Origin of the sequence: Bacteroides cutis (genome assembly GCF_900241005.1) — a bacterium.
GTDB lineage: Bacteria > Bacteroidota > Bacteroidia > Bacteroidales > Bacteroidaceae > Bacteroides > Bacteroides cutis.
Window position 1 is genome coordinate 119,854 of record NZ_OEST01000002.1, and the last position, 13,469, is coordinate 133,322.

Consider the following 13,469-nt stretch of genomic DNA (forward strand, 5'->3'; position numbering starts at 1 on the left):
ATATAAATCACTTTAATAATAAAGGTATGAAGTATTGCACTAAGTGCGTGATGCCCTCTACAAGACCGGGTATCACATTCGATGAGAATGGAGTATGTTCCGCTTGTCAGAGTTATGAAAATCGTAAAAATGTAGATTATAAAGCTCGCTTCAAAGAGTTGGAAGCTTTGTGTGACAAATATCGTGGAATGAATGGCCCTAACGGCTACGATTGCATGATTGCTGTCTCCGGAGGTAAGGATTCCCATTATCAGACGTATATTATGAAAGAGATCCTTCGAATGAATCCGTTATTGGTTTCTGTAGAAGATAATTTTCCTATGACTGCTGCGGGAATGCATAATATCAAAAATATCTCAGAGGCTTTTGGTTGTGATATAATCAGTATGAAGCCTAATATAAGAGCTCAGAAAGCTATTATGAAGAAAACGTTTGAGAAGTATGGTAAACCTACCTATTTCATTGACCGTTATATCTATACCTATCCTTTATGGATGGCTTTGAAATTCAATACTCCTTTGTTGGTTTATGGTGAGAATGTAAGTTATGAATACGGTGGTAGCGGGTGTGTTGAAACCTATTCAGCTCGTGACCAGATTTCTAATGGTGTAGGATCCGGTATTTCCGAAGAAGAACTTTTGGGTGATGGCGTAACAATGAAAGATTTAAACTTCTTTAATCCTCCTACGGTAGAAGAAATAAATAAGCTCGATCCTATTTATATGAGTTATTTTGTAGAGTGGAACAGTTTCAAAAATTATGAAATAGCCAGGCATTATGGATTCCATGATTTGACTCACGAGTGGAAAAGAACCCATCATGTTGAAGATATGGATCAAGTAGATAGTCGCGCTTATTTAGTTCATTCGTGGTTGAAGTATCCTAAATTTGGTCATGCATCTGCTACCGATTATGCAGCACGTATGGTACGTTATGGAATGATTACTCGTGAAGAAGCTTTCAAACTGGTTAAAGAGCATGATCATGCTTTGGATCCTCTTTCTGTACGTGATTTCTGCAACTTCTTAGGTTATACGGAAAAAGAGTTTTGGGATATTATTGATAAGCAATATAATCGTGATCTTTTTGAGAAAGACACCAATGGTTGTTGGAAATTAAAATGAATAATCAAATTTCGGTTAGTATAATAATACCTGTTTATAATGCAGTTTCATATATTCATAAATGCCTGAACAGCTTAGTTGATCAGTCAATAGAGAATTATGAAATAATTTGTGTGAATGATGCTTCAACTGATGAAACATTAAGTGTTTTAGAGAGTTATGCCCATCGTTATTCAAATATTATAGTAATAAACCATCAAATAAATAAAAGGCAGGGCGGTGCTAGGAATACAGGCATACGGACTGCAAGAGGTATGTATATTGGTTTTGTGGATAGTGATGACTGGGTAGAGAAAAATATGTATAAAGAGCTCTATGAAGAGGCAAAGAAGTATGATTTGGATGTGGTCGATACTGATTATGATATAATTAATGCAAAAGGAAAAGTACTAAGTAGATGTTATATTTTTGATAAGGATATCCATGATGAGTTAGTAGAGCATAATCGAAAAAAACTTATGACTATGGGGGGGAGCGTATGGGGGAAAATATATAAACGCACTTTCTTACTTGAAAATAACTTTTATTTTCCGGAAAACCTTTTTTATGAGGATAATTATTTCGTTCCTTTAATTTATTCTCAAATGAAGTCTTATAGTTATATCAGAAGATGTAACTATCATTATTTTGTCAATACTGCTTCTACGACAAAGAAGAAGAATACTTCTTACTTATATGACAGATTTGAAATCGCAAATCTTTTGAAATTGCGATTTAAAGAATTGAATCTGGAGAAAGTCTATAAAGAAGAATTAGATTTTCTTCTTATTTTGAATGGTTTTTCCGGGACTATTAAAGCAAGTATGACTACATATACTTATATTAACTATGATATTTTAAAACGGTGTAAAGAATTTGTTAAAAAAGAAGTTCCCAATTATTACAATAATAGATGGTATAAATGTAAATATTCATTTTTAGAACGTATGATGTTTTGTTTATTTCAAATAAATATTAAATGGTATGTACTTAATTTTAAGTTAGCTTCGAAAATTAAGCGTGCTATTTCATTATGACAAAAAAAGCAAATAAATCATCGCATCATATCATGAAGAACACTTTAACACTATATGTTAGGATGTTCTTTGTAATAATCATCAATCTTTTTACTTCCAGAGTCATTTTGGAAGTCTTAGGGGTGGATGATTATGGTATATATAATGTGGTTGGTGGAATCGTGGTACTATTTACTTTCTTAAATACTACGATGAGTAGTTCTACTTCTCGATTTATTACTTTTGAGTTAGGAAGAAATGATTTAATAGAAGTAAATAAAGTTTTTAATACAGCATTGATTATTCATATTGCTATAGCACTTATTATTTTGTTAATCGCTGAAACTGTTGGATTATGGTTTTTGGAAAACCAATTGAATATATCTGAAAATCGAATGTTTGCTGCTCGAATAGTTTATCAATTATCAATATTGGTCTGTATGGTATCGGTAATACAAGTTCCATACCAGGCATCAATTATTGCTAATGAAAAGATGGATATATATGCTATTATTAGTGTTGTGGATGTTGTTTTAAAATTGCTAATATTATATATAGTTGATATATTTACTTATGACAGCCTAATCTTATATGCTTTATTTCTGTTTATTGTCGTTTGTTTGATATTTGCTTTTTATGTATTTTATTGTAGTTCTTATTTGCCAGGTTGTGACTTTCATTTTTCATATAATACATCTAAAGCGAAATCTATGCTTTCTTTCTCGGGCTGGGATTTATATGGTAATTCGTCAGCATTAGCAGCATCACAGGGAATAAATTTTCTTCTCAATATCTTTTTTGGTGTGGCTGTTAATGCTGCTATAGGTATAGCTAACCAATTTAATTCTGGGATAAATGTATTTTCGAATAACTTTTTATTGGCAGTTCGTCCGCAAATAGTAAAGAGGTATGCGAACGGAGAATATACATCATTAATGGGATTAATATATAATTCCGCAAAATATTCATATTTCCTTTTGTTATTGATAGCTGTTCCTTTTTTTTTTGAAGTAGATTTCATATTGGGAATTTGGTTGGGAAAAGTCCCTGAACATTTGAATATCTTTTGTAGAATATTTATTATAAAAAGTTTGTTTGCTGTTTGCTGCTCATCAGTATTAACTATGCTAGTTCATGCTATAGGACGGATGAAAAAATTCAGTTTTTATCGTGGAACAATTATTTTGTTAACATTACCTATATCATATGTAGCATTAAAATTCTACAATATACCATATATACCTATTGTAATAAATGCGATAATGGATATTTTAGCTAGTTTTTATACTATATTATTAGTGAGGCAGCTTTTTAATGAATTTAGTATTGTGCTATATATAAAAAAAGTGATATTACCTTGCATTATAATGACTTTAATTTCTTTGGCAAGTAGCTATATTATTAATCTGATTTTTTTTCAATCATTATTGCGTTTGGTTCTGGTGTTTATGTTCAATTTGAGTGCTATAGTGTTTGTTCTTTATTTTTTTATTATAGATATAAATACAAAAGCACTTGTGAATGCAAAAATTGGAGATCTTTTAAGATCCTATAAGTCATAAATAAAGCTGAATTATGATAAGTAATATATGTTAGTTGCTTTATTAATGTTTCTTTCCTCTTCTGTTTGGGGATCTGTATCTTTTATTGCTATTGCTGCTTTATTAAAAGTTAATAGGATAAAACAGGAAAACTGGAATACACCATTATTTAGGATAATATGTTTAATATCATTTCTTTGTGTAATCAATTTTTTTGCATATTTAATTATATTAGGCGGTGTGCCCAATGATAATTCTACTGCTTACTATCCTTATGCTATCTTTATGTTCTTTTCGTATGTCCTAGCTAAAACTATAACAAGAAAGGAATTGCAATTATTGTTATTATTTTTTGTTATAGACGTTTTTGTTGGTTTAGCAGAGTATCAAAAAGGAATTGCTTCTTTTTGGAATGTAGATATCTCTTTTGACGAATCATCAGATCTTTTATATTTTAGAAGAATTTGTGGGATAAATAATAATTCGAGTAATTTCGCAGAAAAGATGTTGCTTGGATTTATTATTATTTATTTGATTAAACCTAAGTTTAAATATTTGTATGTTATCATTCTTTTGATAGGGTTGATCATTTCTTTTAATAGGAGCGCAATTATTGCATCTACCCCTTTATTGTTATATTTTATATATCAATATATTAAAACGGGAGGAACTTTTAGGAAAATGATATTCTTTGTAGTATTATGTGTAATTGTTTGTTTTATAATAATATTCCTTTTGCCGTTAATTATAGAGCAATTCTTTAGAGGGAATAATGATACAACTGCTGCATTAACATCAAGAGATATTATTTGGAAAGAATTTCTTGATTTTTTTTATGATAATCCCATAACAGGAAATGGATCCGTAAAGATGCGATCAAGTACAGGTCAACATGCACATAATTCCTATATTTGGGTTTTAGCATCCAATGGAATAATTATTGCTTTACTCTACTATTATTATACTCTACGTTTTATAAATAGATATAACTTCATTCCTATATTGAGTATTATGTTAACCTCAATAACACAATCTACCATATATTGGGGACTTTCAAATGCAGATATATTCTTATTTATTCTCATACTCCATTGTCACTCTAAAATATCACATGGAAAAGATAAAAAATATTGTTTTTTATATAATTAATAGTATAAATGACGCAATTTGAATTGATGCAGATATTAAATAAGTTCAATAAAACTTTATTTGATATTCCTATAAAAAGACAGAAAAACTATTTACAACGATTAGGGGTTCCTAAAAACGATTTTGATCGTTCATATAAACAGTATAAATGTCAAAACCTATTTATTCCTGTATGGAAAGTTTGGGTGTTGAATATAATTTCGTTATGTATATTCCCTTTTTTATTTATTTATTTGCTTATAAAAAATGAAAAACGAGGAACTAGAACGATTGTAGATTGTATTGGTGCATATGAGGGACTTGAAGAAATAATTCCTAAAGAACTTTCTTCTAAATACAATATTGACTCTTCTGTATGGATGAAAGGCACATATATATCACATTTTGATATAAAGTATATAACAAAAATAGTGATAAACTATCCTCTATCTCCTTATTTTGCATTAAAGTTAATGATTAGAATTGCTCAATACAGTTATATGATAAATTTTTTTAATCCTACTGCAATAGCTGTTCATCATGAATATTCGTATGCAAGTTCAATACTGACTAATTATTGTAATATCCACGGAGTTAAACATATAAATGTAATGCATGGCGAGAAATTATTTCATATTGTAGATGCTTATTTTCGTTATGATGAATGTTATGTTTGGAATAAATACTATAAAGATTTATTTATTTCAATGAAAGCGGATGAATCACAGTTTATTATAGCATTACCTCCCTCGATTAAAATAGATTGTCAATATTATTTTCAACAAAAATATTATGCTGATTTTAAGTATTTTCTAGAGGAAGTAACAGAAAAAGAAATGATATCTATTGCTGAAACTATGAAATTTGCTATTGATAGGGGGAAGACTGTGAAATATCGTTTGCATCCACGCTATAGTAATCCTAAAATAATAGAAAAAATTGTAGGAAAATCCAATATTGAAGATCCTTTTAAAGTTCCAATATTGAGTTCAATAAGTAGTATGGAGTATGCTGTTGGGAGTTATAGTACGGTTTTAAATCAAGCATTTAATTCAGGGAAAAAAGTGATATTAGATGATATTACTTATAAAGAGATATTCTTGCAACTTAAGGATGTAAACTATTATCTAACCACAGTGCAATGTGAAAAATTGTCTGATTATCAGTGATTAAATATGCAACTAAAACGATTTGTAAGGTTGTTTTTTTGTCTTTTCAAACAACCTTGTTTTCTATTACATAATAGTAAGGTACATTATTCAAGTTTTGTTGGTCGTAATACATTACTGGCTTCATCTCAAATAGGTAAATATTGTTATATAGCAAGGGGTGTAGTGATGAATAATACAAAAATAGGAAATTATGTTTCAGTTGCTCCAGGTGTACAGATAGGTGGAATGGAACATAGTTATTGGCACATTAGTCAGTCTACATGGTTAAGTGATAAATGTATTTCTGATAATGTTACATGTATAGGGAATGATGTTTGGATTGCAGCAGGTTGTATTATTAAACAGGGTGTTACTATTGGAGATGGAGCTGTGGTTGGAGCAAACTCATTCGTAGTAAAAGATGTTCCTCCTTTCGCTATTGTGGTAGGAACACCTGCCGAAATTATGAAATATAGATTTGATGAAAACACTATTAATCATATTTATCAATCTAAATATTGGGATTATCCCCCTCAGAAGGGGAAAAGAATAATTGATGATATAAAATTGGGTATACTATTAAAATTATAGAATTGATAATCACAGATTTTTATATAAGATTAAAATAAAAAGAAAAGAATCTTACTTAAAATTTATGGAACAAATAAAAATTGCCGTAATCGGTCTCGGTTACGTAGGGCTTCCTTTGGCTCGACTTTTCTCTACAAAGTATAAAACAGTAGGCTTTGACATGAACCAACGACGTGTGGATGCTTTAATGGCTGGACATGATGCAACGTTGGAAGTAAGTGATAAATTATTGCAGGATGCCATTCATAATCATGGTTTCGAATGTACAACTAATCTTGAAGAAATAAAAGATTGTAATTTCTATGTGGTGGCTGTACCTACTCCAGTGGATGTTAATAACCGCCCGGATTTGAAACCTTTGTGGGGTGCCAGTGAAACTGTGGGTAAGGTTATTTCAAAAGGGGATATTGTGGTATATGAGTCTACTGTTTATCCTGGTGTGACGGAAGAAGAATGCTTACCTGTTGTAGAAAGGGTAAGCGGCATGAAATTTAATGAAGATTTCTTTGCCGGTTATTCGCCCGAACGTATAAATCCAGGTGATAAAGAACATACAGTAGAGAAAATAAAGAAAGTAACTTCTGGCTCTACACCTGAAATAGCTGATTTGGTGGATGAGGTATATAACTCTGTGCTTGTAAATGGTACCCATAAAGCCACATCTATAAAAGTTGCCGAGGCATCAAAGATTATAGAAAACTCGCAGCGTGATGTGAATATTGCATTTATGAATGAACTTGCCAAAATATTCAATGCTATGGGTATTGATACGAATGATGTTATTGAGGCTGCCTCTTCCAAATGGAATTTTATTAAACTGAAACCGGGTTTGGTTGGCGGACACTGTATCAGTGTAGATCCTTATTATTTAATTCAGAAGGCTCAAGTATATGGTGTACTTCCTCGTGTAATGTCTGCTGCTCGTCGCTTAAATGATGGTATGGGTGATTATGTTGCCAATCAGGTAATTAAATTAATGAATAAGAAAGGAATTTTAGTAAAAGATAGTAAAATCTTATTACTTGGTATAACTTTTAAAGAGAACTGTCCTGATATTCGTAATACTAAAATTGTGGATATTTATTCCACCTTGCAGGAATATACTTCAGATATCGTAGTATATGATCCTTGGGCAAATGCAGATAAAGTAAAACATGAATATGGTATAGAGTTGACTACTCAAGATATAAACGAATTAAAAGGAAAATTTGATGCAGTAATTCTTGGGGTGGCCCACAATGAATTTAAGAGTGTGAATATTCGTGATTTTCTATCAACATCCAATGGAGTGGTTTATGATGTGAAAGGAATATTGGATAAAACGGTTATTGATGGAAGATTGTAGAATTATACTTTCAGTAATCTGTCCTGTCTATAATGAAATAAAATATATTGATGCTTGCATTCAATCTATCTTACTACAAGATTATTCAAAAGAAAACATTGAGATCTTATTTGTAGACGGAATGAGTACGGATGGAACACGTGATTTGATAAATGGATATGCAAAATCTAATCCATTTATCAAGTTAGTGGATAATCCTCAGCGTATAGTACCGATTGCTATGAATATAGGTATCAGATCGTCAAAAGGAGATATTGTTATTCGTTTGGATGCCCATGCTTTATATCCTACAAACTATTTTTCTGCATTGGTGAATCAACTTGTAATGTTAGGGGTTGATAATGTAGGAGCGGCATGTCGAACAGATGTATTGAATAAAAATCAGAAGACACTTGCCATTAAAGAGGTATTGAGCAATCGGTTTGGAGTAGGTAATTCTACATTCCGTTTAGGAGTTGATAAAGTGATGGAAGTAGATACCGTACCCTTTGGTTGTTGGAGAAAAGAGGTCTTTGAGAAATATGGTTATTATGATGAACGGCTGATACGTAATCAGGACATAGAATTAAATAAACGCATCATTCGTGGAGGAGGGCATATCTGTATCATTCCTGATACTTATTCTACATATTTAGCACGTGAAACATTCAAGGGGATTGCAAAAAATAACTATTTAAATGGTAAATGGAATATTCTGACTGTATTTTATACTAAACAATTTAGTTCATTATCCATCCGTCATTTTGTTCCTTTGTTTTTCTTGTTATCTTTGGCCTTACCTTTGTTTGTATCTCTATTTTATTTGCCAATTGTTGCAGTTGCACTATTGTCTTTAGTCTCTTATATGCTTTGTTTTTTTATAATTTGTTCTCTATTAAGTATAAGGAAAGAATTGAGTTTTTTCTACTTGTTTATAACGTTCCCAATATTGCACTTATCATATGGATGGGGTTCTTTTATGGGTCTTATGAGTTTATTGAGAATAAAATAATAAGCTTCCATGTTTATCAAATCAGTTTTTGACCGAGGAGCTTCGCTCTTTGGCTTAATTTTTTCATCTCCTATTTTAATAGTAGTCAGTATTTTGATACGTGTCAAGATGCCGGGAGGTTCTGTTATATTCAAACAAAAAAGAGTAGGTCAACATGGACGGTTATTTACGATGTATAAGTTCCGTTCAATGACTGTCGCTCATTCCGGCAGTTCAGTGTCTGTGAAAGGAGAAAGTCGTATTACTCCCTTAGGGGCCAAATTACGGAAGTATAAATTAGACGAGTTACCTGAACTGTGGAATGTTCTGATTGGTGATATGAGCCTTGTTGGTCCTCGTCCGGATGTTCCTGGTTATGCGGATAAATTAGAAGGGGAGGATAGGAGAATGTTACTGTTGAAGCCGGGCATTACGGGTCCTGCCAGTTTGAAATATCGAAATGAGGAGGAACTGTTGGCAGAGCAGGAAGATCCTCAAAAATATAATGACGAAGTCCTGTTTCCGGATAAAGTGCGGATTAATATAGAATATTTGGATAATTGGTCTTTTTGGAATGATATTAAAATCATTATTTATACAGTGTTAGGAAAGGATTTATAGAATTCTTTCCTTTCTTTTTATTCTTCAATTATGCGAGAAAATTGAATCGCTAAAATAATCACATATATTTTATGGACAAGCAAATTTATCTCTGCCTTGCTCACATGAGCGAGGAGGGTATTGAACAGAAATATGTAAAAGAAGCTTTTGACACAAACTGGGTTGTTCCACTCGGCCCGAATGTAAATGGCTTCGAACAGGATTTGGAAGCTTTTGTAGGTGAGAATAGGCATGTGGTAGCTCTCTCCGCAGGTACGGCTGCTGTTCATCTTGCCTTGTTGGCATGTGGCGTCGGTCCCGGAGATGAGGTGCTGGTGCAGAGTTTTACTTTCTGTGCTTCTTCGCATCCTATCACCTATTTGGGGGCAACTCCGGTCTTTGTGGACAGTGAACCAGAGACATGGAACATGGATCCGACGCTATTGGAGGAGGCGATAAAAGACCGTATCGAGAAGACTGGACGTAAGCCGAAGGCGATTGTGCCGGTGGCGCTGTATGGCATGCCTTATGACTGTACGCGCATTATGGAGATTGCCGACCGTTATGGTATTCCGGTAATAGAGGATACTGCGGAGGGTTTCGGCTCACGCTTCAACGGTCGTGTGCTGGGTACGTTCGGCAAGTTTGGTGTGCTGTCGTTCAACGGTAACAAGATGATTACGACCAGTGGCGGCGGGGCATTGATATGTGCTGATGCGGAGAGCAAGAACAAGATAATGTGGTATGCTACGCAGGCTCGCGAGGCGTATCCGTATTATCAGCATGAGGAGATAGGCTATAACTATCGCATGAGCAATATTTGTGCGGGTATCGGCCGCGGACAGATGACGGTGGCGGATGCGCATATTGCTCATCACAAGCATGTGCAGTCTCTCTATGAGGAACTGTTGGCGGATGTTTCCGGGGTTACGGTGCACAAGCAGCCGGCTACGGGTGAATATGATTCGAACTTCTGGCTTAGTACCATTATGCTGGACCCTTCGCTTCGCATCAAGGGACAGGAGAATGCCTACAAGGAGATAATCAGGACGGCTGTGGGTGGTGCTGCGGGTGTGATTCATGCCGTGAACTGTGCCACGACGGACTGCCAGCCGAACGAGAATGTGGAGGCATTGCGTGTGTTCCTGCTTGCGAAGAAGATTGAGGCTCGACCGGTGTGGAAGCCGATGCATAAGCAGCCGGTATACAAGAATGCCCCTGCTTATGTGAATGGTGTATCGGAAGCGGTCTTCAAGGTAGGGATGTGTCTTCCTGCCGGTCCTTATGTGACGGATGAGGATGTAAGGTATATTGTGGAGAGTATCAAGGAGGCTATATCGTAGCGTTTGAATCTTTTAGAAAGCCAGGTTATCTGCCTCAGTTTTCCTGAGCCTTTTGATAATTCGAGCTTTTATAAGTAAAGACTCCCGAACGGTGATTTATATACCGTTCGGGAGCCTTTTTTATTATTTTCTTACTGGATAATTCCCTGCCAACCAAAAAAACTTATTAACTTTGCGGGTCACTTTTGGAAACAATAAAAAAATAATGATATGAATATCTCTTATAATTGGTTGAAAGAGTATGTCGATTTTGATTTGACGCCGGATGAAGTCGCTGCTGCCTTGACTTCCATAGGATTGGAAACAGGAGGTGTAGAGGAGGTGCAAACCATTAAAGGCGGACTGGAAGGGTTGGTCATTGGGGAAGTGTTGACATGCGAACCTCATCCGAATTCAGACCACATGCACATTACTACTGTCAACTTAGGACAGGGGGAACCTGTGCAGATTGTATGCGGTGCGCCGAATGTGGCTGCCGGACAGAAAGTGGTGGTTGCTACGCTGGGGGCTAAACTGTATGATGGTGATGAATGTTTTACAATCAAGAAATCAAAACTCCGTGGTGTAGAATCCAATGGAATGATTTGTGCGGAAGATGAAATAGGAATTGGTACAGATCATGCAGGTATTATCGTATTGCCGGAAACGGCTGTGCCGGGAACACTTGCCAAGGATTACTATAATATTAAGAGTGATTATGTGCTGGAGGTAGATATTACTCCAAACCGTGCTGATGCTTGTTCACACTATGGTGTGGCTCGTGATTTGTACGCTTATCTGGTACAGAACGGAAAACAGACTGCTCTGAAGAAACCGTCTGTGGATGCTTTCGCTGTAGAAAACCATGATTTGGATATGATGGTAACGGTGGAAAATAGTGAGGCGTGTCCTCGTTATGCCGGAGTTACGGTGAAAGGGGTAACTGTGAAGGAAAGCCCGGAATGGTTACAGAATAAACTGCGTATCATCGGTTTACGTCCTATCAATAATGTAGTGGATATCACTAATTATATTGTTCATGCTTTCGGACAGCCTCTCCATTGCTTTGATGCCGATAAGATAAAAGGCGGTGAGGTAATTGTAAAAACGATGCCGGAAGGTACTCCGTTTATCACATTGGATGGGGTAGAACGTAAGTTGAATGAACGTGACCTTATGATTTGTAACAAGGAAGAGGCTATGTGTATCGCCGGGGTTTTCGGTGGTTTGGATTCCGGTTCTACGGAGACTACCAAAGATGTATTCCTTGAAAGTGCATACTTCCATCCGACGTGGGTACGTAAAACTGCCCGGCGTCATGGGTTGAATACCGATGCGTCTTTCCGTTTTGAAAGAGGTATAGATCCTAATGGTACGCTTTACTGCCTGAAGTTAGCTGCATTGATGGTCAAAGAGCTTGCCGGTGGTACGATTTCCTCTGAAATCAAAGATGTATGTGTGGCTCCTGCTCAGGATTTCAGGGTGGAACTTTCTTATGAAAAGGTACATACGATGATAGGTAAGGTTATTCCGGTAGAGACCATTAAGAGTATCGTGACAAGCTTGGAAATGAAGATTGTTGATGAAACTGCTGAAGGATTGACATTGGATGTTCCTCCTTATCGTGTAGACGTACAACGCGACTGTGACGTGATAGAGGATATTCTTCGTATTTATGGATATAATAATGTAGAAATTCCTACAACTTTGAAGTCGAGTCTGACTACGAAGGGTGAGCATGACAAGTCGAATAAATTACAAAATTTGGTTGCCGAGCAATTGGTAGGATGTGGTTTCAATGAGATTCTGAATAATTCATTGACTCGTGCCGCATATTATGATGGTTTGGAATCTTATCCGTCAAAGAATCTTGTAATGTTGTTGAATCCGTTGAGTGCGGATTTGAATGCGATGCGTCAGACTTTGTTGTTCGGGGGACTGGAAAGTATTTCTCATAACGCCAATCGTAAGAATGCTGATTTGAAGTTCTTTGAATTCGGTAACTGTTATCACTATAACGAAGAGAAGAAAAATCCGGAAAAAGTACTTGCAGCCTATTCTGAAAATTATCATCTTGGTTTGTGGGTAACCGGAAAGAAGGTTTCCAATTCTTGGGCGCATCCGGATGAAAATTCTTCCGTTTATGAGTTGAAAGCATACGTTGAGAATATCTTTGCCCGTTTGGGATTGCGGATGCACGATTTGGTTATTGGTAATTTGACGGATGATATTTATGCGGCCGCTTTGTCTGTACAGACAAGAGGTGGTAAAAGACTGGCAACTTTCGGTGTAGTGACGAAAAAGTTACTGAAAGCATTTGATATAGACAATGAAGTTTATTATGCCGATTTGAATTGGAAAGAATTGATGAAAGCTATCAAGAATGTGAAGATAAGCTATTCGGAGATTTCCAAATTTCCGGCTGTGAAACGTGATTTGGCTCTGCTGATTGACAAGAAAGTGCAGTTTGCTGAAATTGAAAAAATCGCATACGACACTGAGAAGAAGTTGCTGAAGGAGGTTTCTCTCTTTGACGTTTATGAAGGCAAAAATTTGGAGGCAGGTAAGAAATCGTATGCTGTCAGTTTCTTGTTGCAAGACGAGACACAGACGTTGAATGATAAGATGATTGATAAAATCATGTCGAAACTGGTAAAGAATTTGGAAGAAAAATTAGGTGCCAAGTTGCGTTAATTAATAAT

Annotated in this window: 11 protein-coding genes; all 11 read left to right on the forward strand. The window is 35.2% G+C overall.

The features are described from left to right. Window positions 1–26: 26 nt before the first annotated feature. The 11 genes from C1A09_RS04445 (at window position 27) to pheT (ending at window position 13,461) form a co-directional block, all read left to right on the forward strand. A complete protein-coding gene (locus tag C1A09_RS04445; protein ID WP_101542546.1) occupies window positions 27–1,124 on the forward strand; it encodes an N-acetyl sugar amidotransferase in 1,098 nt (365 codons plus the stop codon). Further along, entirely contained in the window at window positions 1,121–2,140 is a 1,020-nt protein-coding gene (locus C1A09_RS04450; protein ID WP_101542547.1) for a glycosyltransferase family 2 protein, read from the forward strand. The genes C1A09_RS04445 and C1A09_RS04450 overlap by 4 nt, the downstream gene beginning before the upstream one ends. Continuing rightward, window positions 2,137–3,681, forward strand: coding sequence for a lipopolysaccharide biosynthesis protein (locus C1A09_RS04455; RefSeq protein WP_101542548.1), 1,545 nt, complete (start codon window positions 2,137–2,139; stop codon window positions 3,679–3,681). The genes C1A09_RS04450 and C1A09_RS04455 overlap by 4 nt, the downstream gene beginning before the upstream one ends. 27 nt (window positions 3,682–3,708) lie before the next feature. Beyond that, a complete protein-coding gene (locus tag C1A09_RS04460) occupies window positions 3,709–4,809 on the forward strand; it encodes an O-antigen ligase family protein (protein WP_101542549.1) in 1,101 nt (366 codons plus the stop codon). Window positions 4,810–4,817: 8 nt separating this feature from the next. Next, window positions 4,818–5,957, forward strand: coding sequence for a hypothetical protein (locus C1A09_RS04465; RefSeq protein ID WP_101542550.1), 1,140 nt, complete (start codon window positions 4,818–4,820; stop codon window positions 5,955–5,957). A gap of 6 nt (window positions 5,958–5,963) precedes the next feature. Further along, window positions 5,964–6,530, forward strand: a complete 567-nt coding sequence (locus tag C1A09_RS04470; RefSeq protein WP_101542551.1) for a CatB-related O-acetyltransferase — start codon at window positions 5,964–5,966, stop codon at window positions 6,528–6,530. Between the two features lie 64 nt (window positions 6,531–6,594). Beyond that, window positions 6,595–7,875: a nucleotide sugar dehydrogenase gene (locus tag C1A09_RS04475; protein WP_101542552.1), complete on the forward strand. Its 1,281-nt coding sequence runs from the start codon at window positions 6,595–6,597 to the stop codon at window positions 7,873–7,875. After that, entirely contained in the window at window positions 7,862–8,866 is a 1,005-nt protein-coding gene (locus C1A09_RS04480) for a glycosyltransferase family 2 protein (protein WP_101542553.1), read from the forward strand. Before C1A09_RS04475 ends, C1A09_RS04480 begins: the two co-directional genes overlap by 14 nt. Window positions 8,867–8,875: 9 nt before the next feature. After that, entirely contained in the window at window positions 8,876–9,466 is a 591-nt protein-coding gene (locus C1A09_RS04485) for a sugar transferase (RefSeq protein ID WP_101542554.1), read from the forward strand. A 71-nt stretch (window positions 9,467–9,537) separates the two neighbouring features. After that, window positions 9,538–10,788: a DegT/DnrJ/EryC1/StrS family aminotransferase gene (locus C1A09_RS04490; protein WP_101542555.1), complete on the forward strand. Its 1,251-nt coding sequence runs from the start codon at window positions 9,538–9,540 to the stop codon at window positions 10,786–10,788. A 210-nt stretch (window positions 10,789–10,998) separates the two neighbouring features. Next, complete coding sequence (gene pheT, locus C1A09_RS04495; RefSeq protein ID WP_101542556.1) at window positions 10,999–13,461, forward strand: phenylalanine--tRNA ligase subunit beta; 2,463 nt, start codon at window positions 10,999–11,001, stop codon at window positions 13,459–13,461. The last annotated feature ends 8 nt before the right edge of the window (window positions 13,462–13,469 follow it).